At 70.0% G+C, this 24,561-nt stretch carries 22 protein-coding genes and 1 pseudogene; 10 read left to right on the top strand and 13 right to left on the bottom strand.

What is annotated here, in order from left to right; translation table 11 throughout:
• Nucleotides 1–65: 65 nt before the first annotated feature.
• Entirely contained in the window at nt 66–698 is a 633-nt protein-coding gene (locus AX750_RS00630) for a TlpA disulfide reductase family protein (protein WP_066717138.1), read from the bottom strand.
• Between the two features lie 28 nt (nt 699–726).
• Here AX750_RS00630 and argH point away from each other — a divergent pair, with 28 nt between their 5' ends.
• The 4 genes from argH (at nt 727) to AX750_RS00610 (ending at nt 6,760) form a co-directional block, all read left to right on the top strand.
• On the top strand, nt 727–2,118 hold the full coding sequence (gene argH, locus AX750_RS00625; RefSeq protein ID WP_066717136.1) for an argininosuccinate lyase: 1,392 nt from the start codon (nt 727–729) through the stop codon (nt 2,116–2,118).
• A 201-nt stretch (nt 2,119–2,319) separates the two neighbouring features.
• A complete protein-coding gene (locus tag AX750_RS00620) occupies nt 2,320–2,583 on the top strand; it encodes a lipoprotein (RefSeq protein ID WP_066717133.1) in 264 nt (87 codons plus the stop codon).
• Nucleotides 2,584–2,593: 10 nt separating this feature from the next.
• Complete coding sequence (gene lysA, locus AX750_RS00615; protein WP_066717131.1) at nt 2,594–3,883, top strand: diaminopimelate decarboxylase; 1,290 nt, start codon at nt 2,594–2,596, stop codon at nt 3,881–3,883.
• A gap of 141 nt (nt 3,884–4,024) precedes the next feature.
• Complete coding sequence (locus AX750_RS00610; protein WP_066717128.1) at nt 4,025–6,760, top strand: TIGR02302 family protein; 2,736 nt, start codon at nt 4,025–4,027, stop codon at nt 6,758–6,760.
• A 116-nt stretch (nt 6,761–6,876) separates the two neighbouring features.
• Here AX750_RS00610 and AX750_RS00605 read toward each other — a convergent pair whose 3' ends face one another.
• Nucleotides 6,877–7,734, bottom strand: coding sequence for a DMT family transporter (locus tag AX750_RS00605; protein ID WP_066717171.1), 858 nt, complete (start codon nt 7,732–7,734; stop codon nt 6,877–6,879).
• Between the two features lie 256 nt (nt 7,735–7,990).
• Here AX750_RS00605 and AX750_RS00600 point away from each other — a divergent pair, with 256 nt between their 5' ends.
• The gene (locus tag AX750_RS00600; protein WP_066717125.1) at nt 7,991–9,184 is read left to right on the top strand and encodes an MFS transporter; all 1,194 of its coding nucleotides are present in this window, start codon (nt 7,991–7,993) and stop codon (nt 9,182–9,184) included.
• 116 nt (nt 9,185–9,300) lie between these two features.
• On the opposite strand, the gene phbB is transcribed toward AX750_RS00600, so the two are convergent.
• From phbB to AX750_RS00585, 3 genes are read right to left on the bottom strand one after another with little or no spacing between them, the layout of a single operon-like run.
• Nucleotides 9,301–10,023, bottom strand: a complete 723-nt coding sequence (gene phbB / locus AX750_RS00595; protein WP_066717123.1) for an acetoacetyl-CoA reductase — start codon at nt 10,021–10,023, stop codon at nt 9,301–9,303.
• A 35-nt stretch (nt 10,024–10,058) separates the two neighbouring features.
• Entirely contained in the window at nt 10,059–10,274 is a 216-nt protein-coding gene (locus AX750_RS00590) for a DUF1737 domain-containing protein (RefSeq protein ID WP_066717120.1), read from the bottom strand.
• Between the two features lie 7 nt (nt 10,275–10,281).
• Entirely contained in the window at nt 10,282–11,460 is a 1,179-nt protein-coding gene (locus tag AX750_RS00585; RefSeq protein WP_066717117.1) for an acetyl-CoA C-acetyltransferase, read from the bottom strand.
• A gap of 306 nt (nt 11,461–11,766) precedes the next feature.
• On the opposite strand from AX750_RS00585, the gene phaR reads away from it, so the two are divergent.
• Nucleotides 11,767–12,363, top strand: a complete 597-nt coding sequence (gene phaR, locus AX750_RS00580; protein ID WP_066717114.1) for a polyhydroxyalkanoate synthesis repressor PhaR — start codon at nt 11,767–11,769, stop codon at nt 12,361–12,363.
• A 36-nt stretch (nt 12,364–12,399) separates the two neighbouring features.
• On the opposite strand, the gene AX750_RS00575 is transcribed toward phaR, so the two are convergent.
• Nucleotides 12,400–14,088, bottom strand: coding sequence for a bifunctional diguanylate cyclase/phosphodiesterase (locus tag AX750_RS00575; protein WP_066717111.1), 1,689 nt, complete (start codon nt 14,086–14,088; stop codon nt 12,400–12,402).
• Nucleotides 14,089–14,253: 165 nt separating this feature from the next.
• Between AX750_RS00575 and AX750_RS00570 the strand changes: the two genes are divergently transcribed.
• Nucleotides 14,254–14,448 (top strand): hypothetical protein, encoded by a 195-nt coding sequence (locus AX750_RS00570; RefSeq protein ID WP_066717108.1) that lies wholly within the window; start codon nt 14,254–14,256, stop codon nt 14,446–14,448.
• Nucleotides 14,449–14,460: 12 nt separating this feature from the next.
• Here the strand turns inward: AX750_RS00570 and AX750_RS00565 are convergent, their stop codons facing one another.
• The 3 genes from AX750_RS00565 to mtgA form a co-directional block, all read right to left on the bottom strand.
• On the bottom strand, nt 14,461–15,030 hold the full coding sequence (locus AX750_RS00565; protein ID WP_066717106.1) for a hypothetical protein: 570 nt from the start codon (nt 15,028–15,030) through the stop codon (nt 14,461–14,463).
• A 120-nt stretch (nt 15,031–15,150) separates the two neighbouring features.
• Nucleotides 15,151–15,336 carry a 50S ribosomal protein L32 gene (gene rpmF, locus AX750_RS00560; protein ID WP_057189713.1) on the bottom strand — a complete coding sequence of 62 codons (186 nt, stop codon included), beginning with the start codon at nt 15,334–15,336 and terminating at the stop codon, nt 15,151–15,153.
• 151 nt (nt 15,337–15,487) lie between these two features.
• Nucleotides 15,488–16,189, bottom strand: coding sequence for a monofunctional biosynthetic peptidoglycan transglycosylase (gene mtgA / locus AX750_RS00555; protein ID WP_082734993.1), 702 nt, complete (start codon nt 16,187–16,189; stop codon nt 15,488–15,490).
• 97 nt (nt 16,190–16,286) lie between these two features.
• Between mtgA and AX750_RS00550 the strand changes: the two genes are divergently transcribed.
• Nucleotides 16,287–17,243, top strand: a complete 957-nt coding sequence (locus AX750_RS00550; protein WP_066717103.1) for a polyprenyl synthetase family protein — start codon at nt 16,287–16,289, stop codon at nt 17,241–17,243.
• 92 nt (nt 17,244–17,335) lie between these two features.
• On the opposite strand, the gene AX750_RS00545 is transcribed toward AX750_RS00550, so the two are convergent.
• Nucleotides 17,336–18,556 (bottom strand): hypothetical protein, encoded by a 1,221-nt coding sequence (locus tag AX750_RS00545; RefSeq protein WP_066717101.1) that lies wholly within the window; start codon nt 18,554–18,556, stop codon nt 17,336–17,338.
• A 56-nt stretch (nt 18,557–18,612) separates the two neighbouring features.
• Entirely contained in the window at nt 18,613–19,905 is a 1,293-nt protein-coding gene (locus tag AX750_RS00540) for an adenylosuccinate synthase (protein ID WP_066717099.1), read from the bottom strand.
• Between the two features lie 245 nt (nt 19,906–20,150).
• Here AX750_RS00540 and AX750_RS00535 point away from each other — a divergent pair, with 245 nt between their 5' ends.
• Together AX750_RS00535 and AX750_RS00530 are read left to right on the top strand one after the other, a co-directional pair.
• Nucleotides 20,151–21,362 (top strand): amidohydrolase, encoded by a 1,212-nt coding sequence (locus AX750_RS00535; protein WP_066717166.1) that lies wholly within the window; start codon nt 20,151–20,153, stop codon nt 21,360–21,362.
• 253 nt (nt 21,363–21,615) lie between these two features.
• Nucleotides 21,616–22,194, top strand: a complete 579-nt coding sequence (locus AX750_RS00530; protein ID WP_067253429.1) for a protein-tyrosine-phosphatase — start codon at nt 21,616–21,618, stop codon at nt 22,192–22,194.
• Between the two features lie 167 nt (nt 22,195–22,361).
• Here AX750_RS00530 and AX750_RS00525 read toward each other — a convergent pair whose 3' ends face one another.
• Both AX750_RS00525 and AX750_RS26350 read right to left on the bottom strand, forming a co-directional pair.
• On the bottom strand, nt 22,362–24,080 hold the full coding sequence (locus AX750_RS00525) for a mucoidy inhibitor MuiA family protein (RefSeq protein ID WP_066719033.1): 1,719 nt from the start codon (nt 24,078–24,080) through the stop codon (nt 22,362–22,364).
• A gap of 206 nt (nt 24,081–24,286) precedes the next feature.
• Nucleotides 24,287–24,561, bottom strand: a pseudogene (locus AX750_RS26350) (hypothetical protein); the annotation flags it as partial.

Here is a 24,561-nt window from a genome sequence, read left to right as displayed (position 1 = left end):
GCGTCTGCGCAGCAACCTAACGTCAGCTCCCGTCGTCTGACCAGATGTCAGGCGAGGTCGGCGCCTCAGGGGCGCTTCAGCGCCGCGCCGATCAGCGCCTTGGCATCGGCGCTCGCCCAGTCGGCGGGGCCCGGCAGGATCGCGAGCTCGCAGCCGTCGCGGTCGACGATCAGGCTGACCGGCATGCCGTCGACCTTGCGCGCCGCCCGCAGCTCCTGGAACACCCGCGCCTGCGGATCGGCGTAATAGGTCAGCGCCTTGATCTCGCGCTGGGCGAGCCAGGCCTTCGGCTTGTCGAGGTTGCGCGTGTCGATATTGATCGCCACGACCGCGAAATCCGGGCCGCCGAGCGCCGTCTGGAGCGCGTCGAGCGAAGGCATCTCCTTCAGGCAGGGCGGGCACCAGGTCGCCCAGAGATTGACGAGAACCACCTTGCCACGAAAGGCCGAGAGCGTCGTCGGCGCCCCGTCCGGACCGTTGAAGGCAAGGTCGGGCGTCGGCATGGGGGAAGCATGAACCTGAACCGCCGCGACCTCGCCGCGCGCCAGCGGCGCCATCGCGGCGGCAAGGGGCCGGGCGGCCCTGCAAGAAGCGGAATTGCCGGCATCGCCCGCGACGGAGTAGAAGGCCGCACCGCCGGCGAGCGCGACGAGCAGAAGCGCCCCTCCGGCTGCGAACCATTTCGATCGTGACGTCATCGGCGTCCTCAAATCAGGAAAGACCGTCGTGAGCAATCGCATGTGGGGTGGGCGTTTCGCCACGGGTCCCGACGCCATCATGGAGGAGATCAACGCCTCCATCGATTTCGACCAGCGCCTCTGGCGCCAGGACATCCGCGGTTCGCGCGCCCATGCCGCGATGCTCGGCGAGACGGGCATCCTGACGCAGGAGGATGTGGCCGCGATCGACGCCGGGCTCAAGCAGGTCGAGGCCGATATCGAGGCCGGGAGCTTCACGTTCTCGCGTGCGCTCGAGGACGTCCACATGAACGTCGAGAGCAACCTGAAGGACCGGATCGGCGCCGCCGCCGGCCGGCTCCACACCGGCCGCTCGCGCAACGACCAGGTCGCCACCGACATGAAGCTGTGGGTGCGCGACACGCTCGACCAGCTCGACGAGCAGATGGCCGATCTCCAGCTCGCGCTGGCGCAGAAGGCCGAGACCTATGCGGGCGCCGTGATGCCGGGCTTCACCCATCTCCAGTCGGCCCAGCCGGTGACCTTCGGCCACCATCTGCTGGCCTATGTCGAGATGCTCGGGCGCGACCGCGGCCGCGTCGCCGATGCGCGCCGGCGCCTCAACGAATCCCCGCTCGGCGCCGCCGCGCTCGCCGGCACCTCCTTCCCGATCGACCGCGAGATGACCGCCAGGGCGCTCGGCTTCGACCGGCCGACGGCGAATTCGCTCGACTCCGTCTCCGACCGCGACTTCGTGCTGGAGACCCTCGCCGCGGCCTCGATCTGCGCCATGCATCTCTCGCGGCTGGCCGAGGAGATCGTGCTCTGGGCGACGCCGCAATTCGGCTTCGTGCGCCTCTCCGACGCCTTCTCGACCGGCTCCTCCATCATGCCGCAGAAGCGCAACCCCGACGCCGCCGAGCTGGTGCGCGGCAAGGCGGGGCGCGTCTTCGGCCATCTGCAGGCGATGCTGACGATGATGAAGGGCCTGCCGCTGACCTATTCGAAGGACATGCAGGAGGACAAGGAAGGCACCTTCGACGCCCTGCAGACGCTCTCGCTCTGCCTCGCCGCCACGGCCGGCATGGTGCGCGACATGCAGCCCGACCTGAAGGTGATGAAGCGCGCCGCCGGCCTCGGCTACGCCACCGCGACCGACCTCGCCGACTGGCTGGTGCGCGTGCTGAAGATGCCCTTCCGCGACGCCCACCACGTCACCGGCCGTCTCGTCGGCATCGCCTCGGAGAAGAAGGTCGGGCTGGAAAAGCTCAGCCTCGCGGAGATGCAGGCCGTGGAGCCGCAGATCACCGAGGCCGTCTTCGCCGTGCTCGGCGTCGACCAGTCGGTGAGGAGCCGCACCAGCTATGGCGGCACGGCGCCCAACAATGTCCGCCGCCAGGCGCGGCGCTGGCTGAAGAAGCTGGCGACGACAAAGGCGTGATCCTTGCCGTCATGCTCGGCCCTGTGCCGAGCATCCACGCCTTGAGCGCCAGCCCAAGGCGAAGACGTGGATGGTCGGGACAAGCCCGACCATGACGGATGGGACCGTCATTCGAGAATGACGCTCAACACGCCAAAGCCTCGCCTCCGCCGCCATCCTTCGCTACAGTCCCGTTCTCGCCTCGCCCAAGGGTTCGCTTCCGTGCTGCACTCCCGCCTGAAACTCGGCCGCGCCGTCCTCGTCGCGGGCCTGCTCGCTCTCGCGCTCGGAGCCTGCGGCCGCAAAGGCCCGCTCGAGCCGCCGCCGAACGCCACCGGCGCGATCGACCTGCCGGATTCCCAGATCGGCGCGGTCGAGAACAACACCGGCGGCATCGGCGAGACCTCGATCCTGGCCCGCCCGGCCAAGGCCAACCGCGCCATCACGGTCCCTGAGAAGCCCTTCGTCCTCGACCCGATCCTCTGAGCCGCCCCCGATGCACCATTTCAGCTATCGCGACGGCGCCCTCTTCGCGGAGGATGTCGATCTGCGCCGCATCGCCGATGAGGTCGGCACGCCGGTCTATGTCTATTCCTCGGCGACGATCGAGCGGCATTATCGGCTCTATGCGGAGGCCATGACCCGCGCCGCCGGCGACGGCAAGGCGCATGTCTTCTACGCGATGAAGGCCAACGGCAATCTCGGCGTGCTAAAGACGCTGGCTTCGCTCGGCGCCGGCGCCGACACGGTCTCAGAGGGCGAGGTCCGCAAGGCGCTCGCGGCCGGCTTCCCGCCGGAGCGGCTCGTCTTCTCCGGCGTCGGCAAGAGCGAGAGCGAGCTGCGCTTCGCGGTCGAGGCCGGCATCTACCAGGTCAATATCGAGACGGAGAGCGAGCTCGACCTGCTCTCCCGCGTCGCCAGCCAGCTCGGCAAGCGCCAGGAGGCGGTGTTCCGCGTCAATCCCGACATCGGCGCCGGCGGCCACGCCAAGATCACCACGGGCTCGTCGGAGAACAAGTTCGGCGTCTCCTTCGAGGAGGTCGGCCGGCTCTATGCCCGCGCCGCCAACCTGCCGGGCGTGCGGATGATGGGCCTGGCGCTGCATATCGGCAGCCAGATCCGCGAGACGGAGTCCTTCGAGGCGGCCTATGCCAAGATGGCCACGCTGGTCGGCGAATTGCGCGGCGAGGGCCACCGCGTCGAGCGGCTCGATCTCGGCGGCGGGCTCGGCATCCCCTACGACATCCCGAAGGAGTTCGACCACGGCCCGGGCCTGATCGAGGCCTATGCCGATATGGTCGCGCGCGTCACGAAGGGGCTAGAGGTCGAGCTCGGCTTCGAGCCGGGCCGCCTGATCGTCGGCAATGCCGGCATCCTGATGACGCGGGTGCTGCATCTCAATCCGCGCCCGAGCAAGCAGTTCCTCGTCGTCGACGCGGCGATGAACGATCTCGTGCGGCCGGCGATGTACGAGGCCTATCACGAGATCTGGCCGGTGGCGGAGCCGAAGCCCGGCACGCCGGACATCGCCTATGACGTCGTCGGGCCGATCTGCGAATCGGGCGACACCTTCACGACCGGCCGCGTGCTGCCGGCGCTGAAGCCGGGCGACCTGATCGCCTTCATGACCGCCGGTGCCTATGGCGCCAGCATGGCCTCGACCTACAACCAGCGCCTGCTCGTGCCCGAGGTTCTCGTGAAGGGCGCCGAATTCGCCGTGACGCGGCCGCGCCAAACCTTCGAGCAGCTCCTCGGCACAGATCGTGCACCGCCCTGGCTCGCCTGACCGCGTTCACGAAACGTGGAGCGGAGCCGGGCGCGACGTCTTCGCACTGGCCTTGCCATATTCACGTGCTAGCGTCGTCACCTTGACCCGCGAGAGGGCGGGAGATCCCGGCGGCATTCGGGGGCGGCTCGGAGCGACGGCATGAAGGAAGCGCAGCGCCGCGAGGCGCCGGTTCGGATCGAGGGCGTGCGGCAGCGTCTGGCACGCCTCGCCATGGCGTCTCGGCTCGCGCTCGGATGGGAACGGCTCTGGCCGCGCCTCTGGCTGCCCCTCGGCATCCTGCTCACCTTCCTCGCCGTCTCCTGGTTCGGTCTCTGGACGATCCTGCCCTGGCAGGGTCGCGCGCTCGGTGTCGCGCTCTTCGCCACCGCCTTTCTGGCGAGCCTCTGGCATGTCGCGCGCTTCGCGCTGCCGACCCATCGCGACGCGCTGACCCGCCTCGACCACTCCCTCGAAGGCGGGCACCGTCCGGCCTCGGCGCTTGAGGACAGCCTCGCCGTCGGCGCGAAGGACCCGGTCTCGCAGGCGCTCTGGGCCCTGCATGTCGAGCGTCAGAGCCAGCGCATCGAGGGCCTGCGCGTCGCCGCCCCGCAGCCGCGGATGGCCAATCGCGACCGCCACGCGCTGCGCGCCGTGCCCGTTCTCGCCGCCATCACCGCCTTTTTCGTCGCCGGCCCGGAGAGCGATCAGCGCCTGCGCGCCGCCTTCGACTGGCGCGGCCCCTCGCTGCCGGCGCCCGCCACCCGCATCGACGCCTGGATCGACCCGCCGGCCTATACCCGCCTGCCGCCGATGCTGATCGACTTCGCCAAACTGGCGAACGCACCGATCAGCGCGCCCGAGAAATCGACGATCGTCGTCCGCATCGCCGGCAAGTCCGCGATGGACGTCGCCGTGACCGGCCGGCTCGACGCCCTGGCCGAACCGAAACCCGGCGAAGGCAAGGCTGCGGACGGCAAGGCTGCGGACGCGAAAGCGACGGCGGCCCCGGCGGCGAAGCCCGCTCCCGGCCAGGCACCCGCCGTCGTCGAGCGGCGCTACACGCTCGCCGGCAACGGCACGCTGCGTCTCACCGGCTCCGGTGCGCCGGGCGGCACGCTCGCGATCACCGCCATTCCCGACCGCGCCCCGGAAATCGCCTTCCGCGAACCGCCCAAGCCGGTCACCGGCGCGCAGCCTGGCGGGCTGTCGATCACCTATGAGGCGAAGGACGATTACGGCCTCGCCTCCGTCGAGGCGACGGTCGAGCGCGCCGGCCCGCCCTCCTCAGGCCGCTCGCTGGTCGAGGCGCCGAAGCAGGCGCTCAGCGTGCCCTCCTCCCCCTCCGGCGAGGAGGAGCTGAAGAGCACGGTCGACTTCTCCGCCCATCCCTGGGCCGGCGCGAAGGTCCGCATGACGCTGGTCGCGCGCGACGAGGCCGGTCAGGAAGGCCGCAGCGAAGCGGTCGAGGTCGTGCTGCCGCAGCGCACCTTCGCCAAGCCGCTCGCCAAGGCCCTGGTCGAGCAGCGCCGCAAGCTGGTGATGAATGTCGACGACCGCAGCAAGGTCCAGCTTGCCATGGATGCGCTGCTGATCGAGCCCGAGCTCTTCATGAAGGAGACGGGCGTCTATCTCGGCATGCGCCTGATCGGCGAGCGCCTTCGCCGGGCCGGCAGCGACGACCAGCTCCGCGAAGTCGCCGAGCTGATGTGGGCGCTCGCCCTCCAGCTCGAGGATGGCGACCTCTCCGATGCCGAGCGTGCCTTGCGGGCGGCTCAGGAGAACCTGCAGCAGGCGCTGGAGCGCGGCGCCTCCGAGGACGAGATCAAGAAGCTCACCGACGATCTGCGCCGGGCCATGGACCAGTTCATGCGCCAGCTCGCCGAGCAGATGCAGCGCCAGCAGCAGAACGCCGACCCCAATCAGATGTCGCAGCTGCCGGAAAACTTCCGGACGGTGACGCCGCGCGACCTGCAGAACATGCTCAACCGCATCGAGGAGCTCTCCCGCCGCGGCGACATGGCCGAGGCGCAGCGCCTGATGGAGCAGCTCAACCAGATGCTGAACAATCTCCAGATGGCGCGTCCGGGCCAGCAGGACCCGCGCCAGCGCGAGATGAACCAGGCCCTCTCCGATCTCGACCGGATGACCCGCGAGCAGCAGAACCTGCGCGACGAGACCTTCCAGCAGGAGCAGCAGCGCCAGAACCGAGCCCAGCGCGGCCAGCGCCCCGGCCAGCAGCAGGCGCGGCCCGGCCAGCAGGGCCAGCGGCAGCAGGGTCAGCGCGGCCAGCAGCCGGGCCAGCAGCCCGGCGACCAGGGCGAGGACGGCGAGGAGGGCGAAGGCCAGCAGGGTGCGCAAGGGCAGCAGGGCCAAGGCGGGCAGAGTCTCGCGCAGCGGCAGCAGCAATTGCGCGAGCGCCTGCAGGATCTGCAGCGCCGGATGCGCGGTATGGGCGCGCCGCAGCAGGGCGAGCTCGGCGAGGCCGAGGGCGCCATGGGCGAGGCCGGCGAACAGCTCGGCCAGGGCCAGGGCGAAGGCGCACTCGACGCGCAGGGGCGGGCGCTGGAGGCGCTGCGCCGTGGCGCGCAGAACCTCGCCCAGCAGATGCAGGGCCAGCCCGGCGAGGGTGGCGAACCGGGCGAAGGCGCCTTCGGCGAACCCGACGGCCAGCCGGCGGGCCGCCCCTCGGCCCAGCAGCGCGGCCGCGAGGACCCGCTCGGCCGGCCGCAGCGCCAGCGCGACTGGGCCGATGGCCGCGTCCGCGTGCCCGGCGCCGACGAAAGCGCGACCCAGCGCGCCCGCCGCATCCTCGAGGAACTCCGCCGCCGCCTCGGCGACCCGTCGCGGCCGATGGAGGAGCTGGATTATCTGGAGCGGCTGCTCAGGCGGAATTGAGGAATAGGCAGCGTCATGATCGGGCTTGACCCGACCATCTCGGAAACCAGACACCTCTCGTCATGAGATTCTCGGGTCTCCGTTGCGCTGCGCTGCGCCCGAGAATGACGACTGGGTCAGGCTTTGGATCGCTCCCAACTCGCCACCACCGCACCGACGACGATCAACACGCAGGACACGGCGAGCAGCCAGCTCGGCTGGGCGTAGCCCGCCAGCACGAGGATGATCGTCGAGAGCACCGGCGCGGCATAGGACGCGACGCCGAGCAGCGCGACGTCACCCTGCTTCATGCCGATGTCCCAGACCACGAAGGCGAGCCCGATCGAGCCGAGGCCCAGCCCGAATACGCCCGCCCATTCGACCGCCGTCAGCGTCCACAGCGTCGTCTCGAAAGCGAGATGGCAGGCGAAGGCCGGGATGGCGCAGCCGAGCATGGTGATACACAGGCTCTCTGACGGCACGGTGGCGAAGCGGCGGGACACCACCGAATAGCTCGCCCAGACGAAGGCGCCGAGCGCCGCCAGGAGATGCCCGAGCGCGAGCCCCTGCCCCGCCCCGAGCCCGCCCGAGACCAGCAGCGCGGTGGCGGCCAGGCCGATCAGCGCGCCGACCAGATGCCGCGGCCGCAGCCGCCCGCCCGGCAACAGCGCCGCGAACAGCACGATCAGCAGCGGCCAGAGATAATGGATCAGATTGGCCTCGGCCGCCGGCGCCGTCTTCACCGCCGCATAATAGAGCGCCGTATCGCCGAAGGGGCCGTAGAGCCCGAGCGCGAAGGAGGCCGGCGTCGGGCGGATGCGCGCGAGCTGCCCGCGCGCGGCCGCGATCGCGAGGATCAAAAGGCCACCGATCACGAAGGTCATGCCGACGAGCTGGAACGGCGGCACCCGCCCGCTCATCGCCGTGAATAGGGCGAGCGTCGACCAGAGCAGGATGGCGAGGAAGCCGATGAGCGTGGCGGTGCGGGAGGTCATGGCCGAGGCAGGTTGGAGCGGGCTGAAGGGCTCGATAGCAGGCATGCCCCGGAAAGCCGAGAGTGGGAGGGCGCAGATCAATACACCGTCATCCCAGGCGACCGGAGGGAGACCTGGGATGACGGCGTGGTTCTGAACGAGCATCCTATGAGGATCTCGCCGCAGCGCAGCACGGCCTTGGCGCCATGGGCGCCATGATCGCAGCGCCGGATCGCCGCCATTGACCGGAAGGGAGCGAAGGATCAAGCGTCGGGTCATGACGACACTCGCCCTGCCGGCCACCGAGCGCCGCCCGCTGATCCCGATCCTCGTCGCGCTGAGCGCGGCGCATCTGCTGAACGACCTGCTTCAGTCGATGATCCCGGCGCTCTACCCGCTGATCAAGGAGAACTTCCGGCTCGACTTCGGCCAGATCGGCCTGATCACGCTGGCCTTCCAGGTGACGTCGTCCCTGCTGCAGCCCCTGCTCGGCTGGCTGACCGACAAACGCCCCTGGCCTTATGCGATGGTCGCAGGCATGGGCGCGACGCTGCTCGGCCTGCTGACGCTCGCCTCCGCGACGAGCTACCCGCTGGTGCTGCTCGCCGCCGCGCTGGTCGGGCTGGGTTCGGCCGTGTTCCACCCGGAGGCGACGCGCATGGCCCGCCATGCCGCGGCGGGCCGCCAGGGCCTGGCGCAGGGGCTGTTCCAGGTCGGCGGCCATGCCGGCTACGCCATCGGCCCGCTGCTGGCGGCGGCGATCGTCGTCCCGCGCGGCCAGTCGAGCCTGGCCTGGTTCTCCATCATCGTGCTGGTCGCGATGGTCCTGATGTCTTGGACCGCCTCGCGCTACTCAGCCTTCCGCCGTGGCCAGCCGAAAGGGCATGGCGATGAGACCGCCGGGCACGGCCTCTCGCGCGGGCGCGTGCTCTTCGCGATGACGATCCTGATCCTGCTGCTGGTTTCGAAGAACGGCTACAACGCCGCCTTCACCTCCTATTACACCTTCTACCTGATGACCCGCTTCGAGATCACGGTGCAGCTCTCGCAGATCATGCTGTTCCTCTATCTCGCGGTCAGCACGGTGGGCGTCATCATCGGCGGCATGGTCGGAGACCGCATCGGCCGCGACCGGGTGATCTGGCTTTCGATCGTCGGGTCTTTGCCCTTCGCGCTGATGCTGCCCCATGCCGATCTGTTCTGGACCGGCGTGCTCAGCGTGATCATCAGCTTCGTGATGGCGAGCGCCTTCTCGGCGATCCTGATCTACGCCATCGACCTCGTGCCCCACCGCGTGGGGCTGGTCGGCGGGCTGTTCTACGGCCTGTCCTTCGGACTCGCCGGCCTCGCCGCCGCCGTGCTCGGCGCACTCGCCGACAGCATCGGCATCGTCGAGGTCTTCCGCATCACCGCCTGGCTGCCGGCGCTGGGCCTGCTCACCTTCCTGCTGCCGACATCGCGGCGAGGGTGAAGCCGGCGTCATGCTCGGGCCCGACCCGAGCATCTCTCTCAGGAAGCGGGCGCCTCATCGGCGCGTCATTCTCGGGTCGCCGCTCCGCGACGCCCGAGAATGACGCGCCGCCCCCCTCACGCCATGTACTGCCCGCCATTGACCGCGAAGGTCGCCCCCGTCGCGAAGGCGCCCTGCTCGGAGGCGAGGAAGACGACCATCGCGGCGATCTCCTCGGGCTTGCCGAGACGGCCGACCGGGATGCCGGCGATCACCCGCTGAAGGGCGGCTTCCGGCATCGCCGCGACCATGTCCGTGCCGATATAGCCCGGCGTGATCGCGTTGACGGTGATGCCCTTGTTGGCGTTCTCCTGCGCCAGCGCCTTGACGAAGCCGATGTCGCCAGCCTTGGCGGCGGAGTAGTTGACCTGCCCCATCTGGCCCTTCTGGCCGTTGATCGAGGAGATCACGATGATGCGGCCGAAACTGCGGGCGCGCATCCCCTCGATCACGGGCCGGGTCATGTTGAACAGCGAATCGAGATTGGTGCGGATCACATCCGACCATTGCTCTTTCGTCATCTTGTGGAAAAAGCCGTCGCGGGTGATGCCGGCATTGTTCACCAGGATGTCGATCGGCCCGATGTCGGCCTCGACCTTGGCGATGCCCGCCGCGCAGGCGTCGTAGTCGCCGACATCCCATTTGAACACCGGGATGCCCGTCTCGGCCTGGAACTTGGCGGCCGCCTCGTCATTGCCGGCATAGCTGGCGGCGACCTTGTGGCCGGCCTCCTGCAGGGCCCGGCTGATCGCCGCGCCGATGCCGCGCGTTCCCCCCGTGACAAGTGCCACCTTCGTCATGCTTCGTCCCTCCTCATGGCGGCGTGGGCGCCGCGCTATTGTTCCGACAGCTTCAGATCGGGCCTATACGGCCCGTCGACGTCCTTGATGATGGCCTGGCCGCAGACGACCCGGCCTTGCGCGGCGTCAAAAGTCAGGGTCGGATGCCCGTAAAGCACCCAGCCCCGGCTCAGCGCCTCCGAGACCCGGTGACAGAAGGAGGCGTCGTCGGGCCCGGTCAGGTAGCGGTAGAGCGTCGTCTGGCGCGCCATGCCGCCCTCAGCGCTCCAGCGCCATGGCCACACCCATGCCGCCGCCGATGCAGAGCGTGGCGAGGCCCTTCTTGGCGTCGCGACGCGCCATTTCGTGCAGCAGCGTCACGAGCACGCGCGCACCCGAGGCGCCGATCGGGTGGCCGATCGCGATCGCGCCGCCATTGACGTTGACGATCTCGGGGTTCCAGCCGAGGTCCTTGTTGACCGCCAGCGCCTGCGCCGCGAAGGCCTCGTTGGCCTCGACGAGATCGAGATCGGAGACCGACCAACCGGCCTTCTCCAGCGCCTTGCGCGTCGCCGGAATCGGGCCCGAGCCCATGATCGCCGGATCGACGCCCGCCGTCGCCCAGGAGGCGATGCGCGCCAGCGGCTTCAGGCCGCGCTTGGCGGCTTCCTTCGCCGACATGATCACCAGCGCGGCCGCGCCGTCATTGATGCCGGACGCGTTGCCGGCGGTGACGGTGCCGTCCTTCGAGAAGGCGGGTTTGAGCTTCGCCATCGCCTCCAGGGTCGCGCCGTGGCGGGGATATTCATCGGTATCGACGACGATGTCGCCCTTGCGGGTCGAGACGGTGAAGGGAACGATCTCGTCCTTGAACTTGCCGGCCTTCTGCGCGGCCTCGGCCTTGTTCTGCGAGGCGACGGCGAAGGCGTCCTGCTCCTCGCGGGTGATCTGCCACTTGGTCGCGACGTTCTCCGCGGTCGTGCCCATGTGGTAGCCGTGGAAGGCGTCCCAGAGCCCGTCCTTGATCATCGTGTCGGTGAATTTTAGGTCGCCCATCTTGGTGCCGGAGCGAAGATGCGCGGCATGCTGGGCCATGGACATCGATTCCTGCCCGCCGGCGACGATGATGTCGGCATCGCCATTGGCGATCTGCTGCAGGCCGATCGCGACCGTGCGCAGGCCCGAGCCGCAGAGCTGGTTCAGGCCCCAGGCGGTCTTCTGCTGCGGAATGCCGGCGGCCATGGCGGCCTGGCGGGCCGGGTTCTGGCCCTGCCCGGCGGTCAGGATCTGGCCCATGATGACCTCGTCCACATCGGCCGGATCGACCTTGGCGCGCGCCAGCGCCTCCTTGATGGCGGCCGCGCCGAGCTCATGGGCCGGCGTGTTGGCGAAGGCGCCGTTGAAGGCGCCCACCGCGGTGCGCGCCGCGCTGACGATCACGATGTCCGTATCGGCCATGGGGAAATCCTCACTGTTGTCGCGACGTCCGGCCCGGCCGGACGCCTGTTCGGCAGGCACCTTCGAAGCCCGCCGCGCCGCCGTCAAGTCAGCCGAAAGAGAGGGCCGCGCCGAAACTTGCGGCAGCCGATCCTTGAGATGGCGCAAAGACATGCCGCATAGCCCATGCTGTGATCGGCATTTGCGGGCCGGCGCTCAAAAAACTTGCGACGGGCGCGGCAGCGGCTACCATCGCCGCCGGAAGACCGTCAGTCCGGCCGCCGCGCGATCTGTGCGGAAGGCTACGGACCAACGTGCAGGATTCTGATGGCCAGCGACAAAGAACCGACCGTCATCAAGAAATACGCCAACCGCCGCCTCTATCACACGGGCACGAGTTCCTACGTCACGCTGGAAGATCTCGCGGGGCTGGTCCGCAACGGCGAGGATTTCGTCGTCTATGACGCGAAGTCAGGCGAGGACATCACCCGCTCCGTCCTGGCGCAGATCATCTTCGACGAGGAATCCAAGGACGGGCAGAACCTGCTGCCGATCGCCTTTCTGCGCCAGCTGATCCGCTTCTACGGCGACAGCATGCAGGCGCTGGTGCCGCGCTATCTCGAATTCTCGATGGATCATCTGACCAAGGAGCAGAACCAGTTCCGCGAGCAGATGGCCAAGGCCTTCTCCGGCGGTGCCTTCGGCGGCGGCGCCATGGACGCGCTGCAGGCCCAGACCCGCGCCAACATGGCGATGTTCACCGAGGCCTTCCGGATGTTCAACCCCTTCACCGCGGCTGCCGCCGGCAAGGCGCAGGAGGACGCTTCTGCTGCCTCGCCCGCCAAGGGCGACGATCTCGGCGATCTCAAGCGCGAGCTGAGCGAGATGCGCGACCGGCTCGACAAGCTCGCCAGGACGAAGTGAGGCGCAAGGGCTGAGCGAGGCGCAGTTCGGCCGCGCTCAGCTCGCCGCGCGCCGGCCCTGCCCCGGCGCAGGGCGGCGCAGCTCCGCCTTTCCGACCAGATGCCCCTGCAGATAGGTGACGCCCCAGTCGGCGAGCATCCGCGCCTGCGTCTCGTCGTCGACCCATTCCGCCACCGTGTCGACGCCGAGATGGCGCGCGAGGTCGATCAGCGTGCGGACATAGAAGCGGTCGTCGGTCGAGCGACGCAGATTCTGGGTGAAGGTGCCGTCGATCTTGAGCACGTCGATCGGGAAGGCGCGCAGATGCCGCAGCGATGTGTGGCCCGCGCCGAAATCGTCGATCGCCACGCGGGCGCCGCGCTCCTTGATCTTGCCGAGCAGCCGGGCGATCCGCGTCGGGTTCTCGATCGTCGCGGTTTCCGTGATCTCGACGATCAGCCGCTCGGCCAGCCCCCGTCCGCTGCTGGTGCAGGCAAGAAAGGCGTCCATCCATTCCGGGTCGGAAAGCGACCGCGGCGAGACGTTGACCGAGAGCGAGAGTTTCGGATCCTCCGCCAGCAGCGCGGCGGCGAGTTCGAGCACGCGATGGTCGAAAAGCCGCACCAGGCCGCGCCGCTCCAGCATCGGGATCAGCTCGGCCGTGGCGAAGAAGGCCCCCTCGCGCCCGAAGGAGACGCGCAGCAGCGCCTCGTGGAAGGCGATTTCGCGCGTCGTCGCGCGCACGATCGGCTGCAGTGCGAGCTCGATGCGGCGCTCGTTCAGGGCCGCCAGCGCGCTGACGTCGAAGCCCGAATCCTGGTCGCTGCGCACGCGGCTTTCCTGCCGCCGCGCGATCACGACCGCGTCGGAGGCGCCGGCCTTGGCGCCGGAGAGCGCGTTCTCGGCAGCAGAGAGCAGCGTCCCGGCATGGTTGGAGAGATCCGGCGCGATCGCGGCGCCGACGCGCAGCCGCACCAGCGCGATTCCGCGCGCGGTCTCGATCGCGGACTGCGCCACGGCCTTGCTGAAACGCCGCGCCGCGGCCTCGACCTGGTTCTGCGGGCAGCCGGTCAGCAGGATCGCGAAGCGGTTGCCGGAATAGCGCACGAGATGGTCGCGCCGCCGCGTCACCGAACGCAGCCGCTCCTGAACCACGCCGATGATCTCGTCGGTAGCCTCATGGCCGAAATCGTCGTTGAGCCGCGCCAGCTCGTCGATCGCCGCGATCAGGACGACGACATTGCGCTCCGCAGGCAGATGCTCCGAGAGCGCCGAGGACAGCCGGTCGAGCAGGGCCGAACGGTCGCCCAGCTCGCCGGTCTGGCCGAGCAGCTCGTCGGGGCGAACCTGGCGCTCGAGCCGCAGCATGCCGCGGGCGCAGGCGGGCCGCCCGTCGGTGCCGGCGAACCAGCGCCCGGCATCCTCGACCCACATGCGACGGCCGGCCAGTTCGGCCGCATAGCGCGTCCTGTAGATGACGCCCTCGCCCTGATCCTGCCCGCCGGAGGAGAAGACGGCGTCATAGCGGCTGCGGCCGCTCCCCGGCTCGACCAGCCCGGCGAAGCCGAGGCCGCGGGACATGGCGGCGGCGGGAATCGGGCCGAGCACATCGGCGGCGTTCGGGCCCCATTGCAGCGCGTCGCTCTGGATGTCCCAGCTGTAGACGACTTCACCGATCGACGAGAGCAGGTTGCGCGGGTCGACGCGGGCCTCGTCACGCGCACTGAAGATCGACGGCACCGGCATCGGTGAAGCAGCCTCGGGAGGACGGGACGCCCGACGAGCGCTGGACGGTTCGCGGGCGGGAGATGTCCGGAAACGATGCAGTAAGTGTTCTTAACACCCCGTTAAGCCTGGCCGGCCCCTTGCAACTTTCCCTCCGGGCGCAGCGACTGCGTATCGGAGTGGCACATGGCCGAATCGGGGCATCGGGAGCAGGCGGACGGACGCGTGGCGGCGGGCTCGGCCATGCTGCTGCTGCAGCTCGCGGCCAGCCAGGCCGAGATTGGCCCCTTCGCCCGCAGGGGCTGCGAGACGCCGCAGGTCGCGACGGGGCTCTACCGCCGGACGGCGCGCCTTCTCTCCGCCACCGGGCGCCGTCCCTGAAGCGCCTGCGTCTCAGGCCTGGGGATGGTAGACCCAGACGCGTCCGCCCAGCACCTCGTAACGCGTGCTGACCGTCTCGGGATCGCCGGCGTCCGAGAAGCGGCGCTCGGGCGGAGTTTCGCAGGAGACGAGCGCGAACCGATTGATCTGGACGAGCCGGTCCGCCCGTGTCGACCCGGGCATCGGCACGTTCTGCTCGATCACCTCGACCAGCCGCCCCGGTATCACGATGCCGAGCACGATGGCCGTGTGATGGGGCCGGCTCATCACCCATGGCATGCCGACGCGCCCGGCCGGGCCGGACAGCAGGTCGCGCGTGGTCACGGTGCTGCGCACGCTGTAGCCGCGCATCTGGATGATGTCGCCGGCCGCGATCTCGGTCGCCGACCGCACCTCTTCGCCCCAGACATAGTCGGCACGGGCCGAAAAGCGCCGGGTCAGCTGGCGAGAGGTGCGTGCGCGCTGGGCCAACAGCGCGTCCTCCGCGAGGGTCCAGCATTCGCCGTTGCCATGGCGGACGCCAAGCGGCCGCTGGCGCAGCCAGGCGACGATGCGGGCGTTGAGCTGAGGATTGAAGACCATCGCGACCTCCACGCATGACGTCGCGTCGTTGTCGCGGCGATGGCCATCCGGGTTCTGTCGCAGACAAAGAAAAAGGGCCGGCGCAGAGGCCGGCCCCTTTCGAACAACGTTGCGAGACGCTCAGGCCTCGGTCTTGGCCTTGAGGACCTGGCGGCCGCGATACATGCCCGACTTGAGGTCGATGTGGTGCGGGCGGCGCAGCTCGCCGGAGTTCTTGTCTTCGATATAGGTGGGCTGCTTCAGCGCGTCGGCCGAGCGGCGCATGCCCCGCTTCGACGGCGACGTCTTTCTCTTCGGAACGGCCATGATACTCTCCATCGTGCCGCCGCCCGGAAGCGCTGCCCGCAGGCCACGCCACCGCCACGACGACGGATCAATCTCGTGAGGCGTTGCCCATACACGCTGACGGCCGCGCTGGCTAGTGCCGAATCCGGCTTTTCGCAATCCGACCGGCAGGTCAGGCCGGAACGGCGCAATCCCCCAGCGGGCCGAGCTGCCCGACCCGGCGCTGTACCCGCGCGCTGGCCGAGAGCAGGGCCCGGCTCGGCTTCGCCGGGTCGCGCAGCAGCGGGTTGGGCAGCGCGCCGGCCAGACGCGCCGCCTCGGCCGGCGTCAGCTTCGCGGCCGGCTTGCCGAAATGGCGCTGGGCGGCGGCCTCGGCCCCGAACACGCCCTCGCCCCATTCGGCGACGTTGAGATAGACCTCCACGACCCGCGGCTTGCCCCAGGCGAAGTCGATCGCCATCGCCAGCGGAATCTCGAGCGCCTTGCGGACATAGGAGCGGCCCGGCCAGAGGAAGACGTTCTTGGCCGTCTGCATCGTCAGGGTCGAGGCACCGCGCGAGGGCCCGTCCTCGTCCTCCATCACCGCATTGAGCTCGACCCAGTCGACGCCGCGATGGCTGCAATAGCGCTGGTCCTCGGCCGCGATGACGGCCCGGATCAGATTGGGAGAGATGTCCGTGAGCGGCACCCATTGACGCTCGACCGGCTGCAGCGTCAGCCAGCGCCCGAGCATCATCGTCGAGGGCACGGGCACGAAGGCATAGAGCAGGATCGCGACCAGCAGCAGGACCGGCAGCGCCAGCAAAGCGAGCCAGAGGGTCCGCAGCAGGCGCAGCACAGGACTTCGCCGCCTCGCCGCTCCGTCACCCGCCATTGCCGTCATCCCCCTCACGCCTCCGCGCCGGCCTCCGGCTTGACGGTTCGGCCGCTCTCCGGCAAGCCCCGCCGGTCTGCGAACGCGAGGCCCGCGCATGAGTTCCGCCCCCACCCGCGCTCCCGAGGCCGCCGACGGGCTCGCCGCCCGGCTGGGCTGGACCGCCGACGCGATCGAGACCCTGCTCGCCGGGCTGCTGGCCGAGAGCCCGCGCAAGGGCGAGATCGCCCGCCCCGCCCGGCTGCTCGCCGCCATGCGCCATGGCGCGCTCGGCGGCGGCAAGCGCCTGCGGCCCTTCCTGACGGTCGAGACCGCCCGCCTCTTCGGCGTCGCGCCCGCGGACGCCCTGCGGGCCGGTGCGGCAGTGGAGCTGGTCCACTGCTATTCGCTCGTCCATGACGACCTGCCGGCCATGGATGACGACGACACGCGCCGCGGCCGCCCGACCGTCCACAGAGCCTATGACCAGGCCAGCGCGATCCTCGCCGGCGACACGCTGCTGACCTATGCCTTCGAGGTGCTGGCCGACCCCGCAACCCACCCCTCCGGCGAGATCCGGGCCGCGCTGGTGCTGGCGCTGTCCCGCGCGGCGGGGCTCGGCGGCATGGCCGGCGGCCAGATGCTGGATCTCGCCGCCGAGGGCCGCTTCGGCAGCGGCGAACCGGCTGCTCTCTCGGAGGCCGAGATCCGCAGGCTGCAGGCGATGAAGACCGGTGCGCTGCTGGCGGCGAGCGTCGCGATGGGCGCGATCCTCGGCGGCGCCTCGGCCGCGCAGCGCGCATCCCTGGACAGCTACGGCCGGGCGCTCGGCGCGGCCTTTCAGGTCGCCGACGACATTCTCGACGTCGAGGCCAGCCCCGAGCAGCTCGGCAAGGCGACCGCCAAGGACCAGGACAAGGGCAAGGGCACTTTGGTGCAGGCGCTCGGCCTCGACGCCGCCAAGCGCGAACGCGACGCCCTCAGCGCGGCGGCCGTGGCGGCCCTTTCCGGCTTCGGGCCGGAGGCGGATATCTTGCGTGCGGCGGCGCGGTTCGCGGCGGAGCGGGCGAGCTGAGCGGTTACGGCGGGAGCCGATAGCGACGCCGCCGAGGAAAGCCGTCATCCCGGGACGACCGAAGGTCGGCCCGGGATGACGTGAACGGGTTCCTACCGCCAGCGCCCGAAAGCGTCGGCCAGCGTCTGCCCGCCCGGCACGCCCTTCTCGAAGGTGATGATGCCGCGCCGGCCGGAGGCGAAACGCACCGGCACGTCGATCCAGCTGCGGGTCAGCATCAGCTCGATGTTGCGGTCGACCTCGACCGGAACATTGGAGAGCGCCGCCACGAAAAGGTTTTCGCCAAGCGCGGAGTTGATGGCCGAGAGCGGTGCACCGCGCTCGCTCTCCTCCGCCTTGAACTGCGGCACGCCGACCTCGCGCACCGCCTCCGTCGCGGGATTGCCGGTGCTTGAGAAGCGCATCCCGATGATGTGCGAGGCCGGGAAGGCCGAATCGGTGTTGCGGCGGACGGTGAAGTCGAGCGTCAGGCCGATCTCGGTGAACTCAACCGTTGCGCGCACGATCGTCTCGACCGGCCGGCCCTGGCCGACGCTCTCGCTGTCGAGCCGCCAGAAAGCCCGGCCATTGACGGCGCGCGGCGCCTGCGGGCTGTTGGGATCCTCCGTGTAGAGGATCGCCCGCTGCGCCACCGTGATCTCCTGCGAGGGCGCGGCCCCACTGGCCGACGGCCGCGTCGCGGGCGGCTGGGAACCGGCCTCGCCGACGCGCTCGTTGATCTTGCCGGCGGAGTCCGCCTGGGGCGCCGGCGCGGGCGTCTCGCTGCGCGGACGCTGGACGGTCTCGGGCGGGTTCACCTTGTTGACGTAATAGGCCGTCACTGCGATGGCGGCGACGGCAACTGCGACACCCCCCGCCACCACCGCCGTCCGCAGATGGCCGGGCTTGACGCGCTTCTCGCGGGGCGGCGCGATACGCGGCCGCGCCGGCTGCGACTCGGCCGGATCGTCGCGGCTCTCGCCGAAGCGGTCCTCCTCCGGCGCGGCGGCGTTCACAGGCGGGCGCGGCGGCGGGGCGGCAGGCTCCGGCAGAGGCGGATCGTCGAAGGCCGGCACCGTCTCCAGCGGCGGCTGCAGCGAATCGATGCTGGGCGGCGGCGGCGTGTCGTCGTAATCGGCCTCGATCCGCGCCACGGCCTCGTCGAGCGCCAGCCGCTCCCGCATGATCTCGGCCTCGCCCAGCGGCGGGTCGAGGCTGCGCAGCTGCGCCACGAGGGCGGTCCTGGCACGGTCGTAGATCGCCTGGCGCGCTGCCGGCGACGTGTCGGACAGTCCGGCCACGGCACGAGCCAGGATGGGATAGAAGTCGGCCATTGGCCTCACTTGTCGCTGTTGCGGGCCTGCGTCAACCCTTGGCGGAGCAGCCGGTTTCAGCCCTCGAAGGGGTTGTGGACCAGGATCGTGTCGTCGCGTTCCGGGCTGGTCGACAGCACGGACACGCTCGCGCCGATCAGCTCCTCGATGCGGCGGACATATTTGATCGCCTGCGCCGGGAGATCGGCCCAGGAGCGGGCGCCAGCGGTCGAGCCCTCCCATCCCTGAATCGTCTCGTAGACCGGCTCGACACGGGCCTGGTCGCTCTGGCCGGCCGGCAGATGCTCGAGGATCTCGCCGTCGAGCCTGTAGCCGGTGCAGACCTTGATCTCCTTGAAGCCGTCGAGGATGTCGAGCTTGGTCAGCGCGATGCCGTCGATGCCGGAGGTCTTCACCGTCTGGCGCACGAGGCAGGCATCGAACCAGCCGCAACGGCGCTTGCGCCCGGTGACGACGCCGAACTCCTTGCCCTTCTGGCCGATCAGCTCACCGATCTCGTCGAACAGCTCGGTCGGGAACGGCCCTTCGCCGACGCGGGTCGTATAGGCCTTGGCGATGCCCAGCACATAGCCGACCGCCGAGGGGCCGAGCCCCGAGCCGGTCGCGGCCTGGCCGGCGACGATGTTGGAGGAGGTCACGAAGGGATAGGTGCCGTGGTCGACATCGAGCAGCGCGCCCTGCGCCCCCTCGAACAGGATGCGCTTACCCGCACGGCGCTGCGAATCGAGCAGCGCCCAGACCGTATCCGCGAAGGGCAGGATCTTCGGCGCGATTTCCTTGAGCTGCGTCAGCAGCTCGGCGCCGTTGACCTCGTCGATGCCCAGGCCGCGGCGCAGCGCATTGTGATGGGCGAGCATGCGCTCGATCTTGGCCTCCAGGATCGCGGGGTCCTTCAGGTCGATGACGCGGATGGCGCGGCGGCCGACCTTGTCCTCATAGGCCGGGCCGATGCCACGCTTGGTCGTGCCGATCTTGAGGCCGGCATTGGCGGTCTCGCGGAAATGGTCGAGCTCGCGATGCAGCGGCAGGATCAGCGTGGCGTTGTCGGCGACGCGGAGATTCTCGGGGGAAATCGCGACGCCCTGCGCCTGCAGCCGCGCGATCTCCTCGACCAGATGCCAGGGATCGACCACGACGCCGTTGCCGATGACCGAGAGCTTGCCGGGCCGCACGATGCCCGACGGCAGCAGTGAGAGCTTGTAGACGACGCCGTCGATCACCAGCGTGTGGCCGGCATTATGCCCGCCCTGGAATCGCACCACGACATCGGCCTGGCTCGACAGCCAGTCGACGATCTTGCCCTTGCCCTCGTCGCCCCATTGGGCGCCGACCACCACCACATTTGCCATGGTTCAGGGGTTCCTGCTTGTCCTAAGTGAGTCTTGCGCGTGTCGTTTCGGGCAAGCGCCGCACATGAAAAACCCCGGCGCAAGACCGGGGTTCGAAGGCAGGTTCTTGCACGCCCTCATGAGCCAAGAGCGCGCCGAGGTCAAGGTTGGCGCGCATGGCCGGCGGCGGCGGGCGGGTGTAGAAGATGAGCCGGCGGCCGCCCGCAGGACCGATGCGGGCCCGCGCCAAGGGGATGAAGACACCGATGACGAACACGCTCGACGCCTGGCTCGACCGGCACCACGCCGCTTTCACGGCGATCCGCCAGGACATCCACGCCCATCCCGAACTCGGGCTCGAGGAAACGCGCACCGCCGCCCTCGTGGCGAAGAATCTGCGCGAATGGGGTGTCGAGGTGACGGAAGGAATCGGCGGGACCGGCGTTGTCGGCGTCATCCGCGGCAAGCGCGCCGGCCAGCGTGCGGTCGGGCTGCGCGCCGATATGGACTGCCTGGCGCTGGAGGAGCAGACCGGCCTGCCCTACGCCTCGCAGCACCCTGGCAAGATGCACGCCTGCGGCCATGACGGCCACACCACCATGCTGCTCGGCGCCGCGCGCTACCTCGCCGAGAATCCGGATTTCGCCGGCACCTGCATCCTGATCTTCCAGCCGGCCGAGGAAGGCCGCGGCGGCGCCAACGCCATGCTGGCGGACGGGCTGTTCGACCGCTTTCCCTGCGACGCGATCTATGGCCTCCACAACACGCCCGGCCTGCCGGCCTCGCATTTCGGCACGGCGGTCGGCCCCTTCCTCGCCTCGGCCGACAGCTGGGAGGTCGTCTTCCGCGGCGTCGGCGGCCATGGCGGCTCGCAGCCGCATCGCTCGACCGACATCACCTATGCCCAGGCGCAGTTCGTGCTGGGTCTCCAGGGCATCGTCGGCCGCAACGTGCCGCCGCTCGACACCGCCGTGATCAGCGTCGGCTACATCCATGGCGGCGACGTCAACGCGTCCAACGTGATTCCCTCCGAGTTGGTGCTCGGCGGCACGGCCCGGACCTATTCCGCCGAGATCCGCGACACGGTCGAGCGCCGCATCGGCGAACTGGCCGCTGCCACCGCGCTCGCCTGGGGCTGCAGGGCCGAAGCGACCTATCACCGCGGCACCAGCCCGCTGATCAACAAGGCAGAGCAGGTCGCGGTCGCGGTCGCGGCGGCGTCCGCTTCGGTCGGCGCCGACCATGTCGACGGGAAGATGCGGCCGGGCACGGGCGGCGAGGATTTCGCCGAGATGATGCTGATCAAGCCGGGCGCCTTCATGCGCATCGGCAACGGCGTCGAGGCGGACGGCTCCTTCAAGGGCCTGCACACCCCGCTCTACGACTTCAACGACGCCATCATCCCCGACGGCATCCGCTACTGGGTCAATGTCGTGCAGGAGGAGCTGGGCATCGGGGAGCGGGCGGCGGCGGCCTAAGGCACAACGCGTCATTCCGGGGCGCCGCGAAGCGGCGAGCCCGGAACCCATAACCGCAGGTCCTTCCGAATCGGGCTCCACGCGGCCACCTCATCCTGCCGATCGAGAGGTTATGGGTTCCGGGCTCTTCGCTTTCGCGAAGCCCCGGAATGACGGCGCCCCCCTCTGCAGGGCTCCCCTCCAAGCCCGTCGGTTGCGCGGCCCGGAGGCAGGTCCTATGCGGCGGGCTCACGCAAACCAGCGGGTCATCCCCATGCAATCGCTCGCCATCTCGACACTCACCATCTGCGGCATCGAGGAACTGCCCGCCCACAGCCTGCGCCGGGTCACGCATGTGCTTTCGGTGCTGGACCCCGACTGGCCCGAGATCGACGCTTTCGGGACCTTTGGCGAGCACACCCGCGTGACGCTGCGCTTCCACGACATCATCGATCCCGCACCCGGCAAGATCCCTCCCGAGCCGGAGCATGTCGCCCAGATCCTGCGCTTCGGCGAAGGGCTGCGCGAGGGCGTCGGTGAGCGGGTCGAGGGCCATCTCCTCGTCCACTGCCATATGGGCATCTCGCGCTCGACCGCGGCGATGCTCATGCTGATGGCGCAGAACGATCCGGAAGCGAGCGAGGACGCGCTGTTCGAGCGCCTGCGCACCGTGCGCCCGCAGGCCTGGCCGAACTCGGTGATGATCGGCTTCGCCGACGCGCAGCTCGGCCGCGGCGGGCGCCTCACGCAGGCGCTGCGCCGCCATTACGGCCGGCAGCTCCAGACCGAGCCGCGCTATACCGACTGGATGACACGGCTCGGCCGCGGGCGCGAGCTCGAGATGGCGGTGTGAGCGGTGGTCGTTTGTCCCTCCGACACTCGGCCGTCATCCTGGGCGACCGAAGGTCGTCCCGGGATCCATCCGAGGGCGGCGCAGAGCCCGATGATGGATCCCGGCCTGCGCCGCTGCGCGGCTGGTCCAGGATGACGCGTGGTTCGTGAGCAAACTTCCCCGCTCCCTCAGTTCAGCGGCCGCGGCAGAGGCTGCGGCCCCGGTCCCGGCTGCGGGGCATAGGTGACCTCGCGGTCGCCCGGCCATTTGATCCGGTAGGCGACCCTGATCTCCTTCTCGGCGCCGGGCGCGAGGTCGAAGGTCCAGGCCGAGACGCCGCGCTTGTCACCGACCTGCTTTTCGGTCGGCGGCGTGGTCTGCGCCGGCAGGCTCTCGACCGTGATCGCGCTGTTCTCCGAATAGGGAATGCGCTCGGTCACCGTCACCTTCACCGGCTGGGCGTGCAGGCTCTTCACCACCGTGCGGAACTCGCGCAGATCGGTCCGGCTCTGGCCCAGCCAGTTCGGCTCGTTCTCCCGGCGGCGCACCGGCGCGCGCGTGACCTTGAGCTTTTCGTCGGCGCCGAAGCCGAGCTCCACCCTGTCGCCCGGCGCCACCAACCCGATCCGGCCACGCCCGATATAGGTGCCGTCGCGATGCAGGGCCACGGGGCCCGGCAGCAGCGGCGCCGCCTCCTCATGCACGAAGCTCGCCTCGAGATAGGCCCTCTCCTCCAGCTCCGGCACGATCCGCGCCGTCAGCGCCGGGTCCGCCTTGGCCTGGCTCAGCAGCACGGTCTTTGAGGAGCCGTCCTGTGGAATGGTCGCGCGGCCGGGCACCTGGAAGCTCGCCTGATAGGCGCCCGCCTCGACCGTCGCGGTCTGAGCCTCCGCCGCGACGGGTGCGGGCGCGGCCGCCGCGCGCTGCGAGGCCTCGGCCTGGGCGTCCGCTTCCGCCTTGGCCCGGGCGGCCGCCATCGGGGCCTGGGCGGCGCGTGCCGTCGGGCGCGCCTCATAGAGCACCGGCGGTTCGAAGAACATGACCTGCACCGGCGTCAGTTCCGGAACCCGGGTGCCACCGGCCGAGCGCGTCGTCGACAGCGTCAGCGCGACCTCGCTCCAATCCTCCCCCGTGCGCTGGCGAAGTTCAGCACGGCGCACCAGTTCGAGACCCGGCTTGCCGCCGGCAGCCGCCGTCGCCAGCCGCGCTTCGTATTGCGGGGTCCAGCTCGCCCCGCCGACGCGGTAGCTGACCGTGAACTCGGCCGCGACCGGCCCGGGCGCCTCGACCGCGATGGCGACGTCGCGCTTCGGTGCGCCCGGCCGCCCCGGCTGCGGCTTCGCCCGTTCCAGCGCCACGATCTCGCCCTCGACCTCGGCCGCGCGCGCCCGCACGCCGCGCAATTCCTCATGCACCTTGACCAGCGCCGTGCCGATCGCCTCGAACACGGCCGGCCAATCCGCCACCGGCAGAGCCTTGCCGTCGGGCCCGAGCTTGTCGGGTCCGGTCTGGCCGAAACGCTCGATCGTGGCGCGCTTGGCCTCGATCGCGGCGATCTGACCCGCGAGGGTCTCCTTCTCCTCGCGCAATGTCTTGAGCTTGCCCTCGATCACCGCATCGAGAACCGGCCGGGCCTCGCCGGGAGCCAGACGGACATCGACGGCACCGACCGAGAAGCCCGCGCTGCCCTTGCCCTCGACGCGGATCGAGGCGGGATCGATCGTCGCCGGCAGGCCGCGCAGCACGATCTGCGAGGCGCCCTGCAGCAGCTCGGCCTTGCCAAGCCGCGTCACCACCGCTCCGTCGGGATAGACCGTGACCCGGTCGATGCGGGTGGGGAGCTCGATTTCGGCTGCGGCGGCGAAGCCGGGCGCCAGCACGAGGGCGGCGGCTAAACGGGTCATCATGGTCGGCTATCCCCTGGGCGATCACGTCGCCGTGATAGGCGCGTCCGAATTCGGCGGGGCCAAGGCGGAATTGGGCCCGATTGCGGACGACGCCACCCGATCGCGGTCTGCGCCCAGCGTCGTCCTTCCATTGCAGGAGGCCGATACGAAAAAGGCCCCGCCGTCCGGCAGGGCCTTTCGCTGATCCCGGCGAGGTCGCTGGGAGGTCAGAACTCTTCCCAGCCGGCATCGCTGGCGCGGCTGTTGGCGACCTTCTTGGCCGGAGCCCGCGCGGCGGCGGGCGCCGGAGGCGGCGCGGGACGCGCAGACGGGCGGTGGCCGGCGAAAGCGGCCTCCGCGAGCTGGCGCAGACGGGCGGGCTCGCCGGCCGGAGCGGAGGGGGCCGAACCCATGGCGCCCCCTGAATCCGGACCGGTCTTGAAGGCCGCGACGAGGTCGTTGAGCTGGCCGATGCGGCTGGAGAGCGAGGCGGCCGAGGCTG

This window comes from Methylobacterium sp. CCH7-A2 (assembly GCF_001557075.1).
Taxonomy (GTDB): domain Bacteria; phylum Pseudomonadota; class Alphaproteobacteria; order Rhizobiales; family Beijerinckiaceae; genus Allobosea; species Allobosea massiliensis.
The sequence above is the reverse complement of the archived record's forward strand: the minus strand, read 5'-3'. Positions and strand labels throughout refer to the sequence as shown.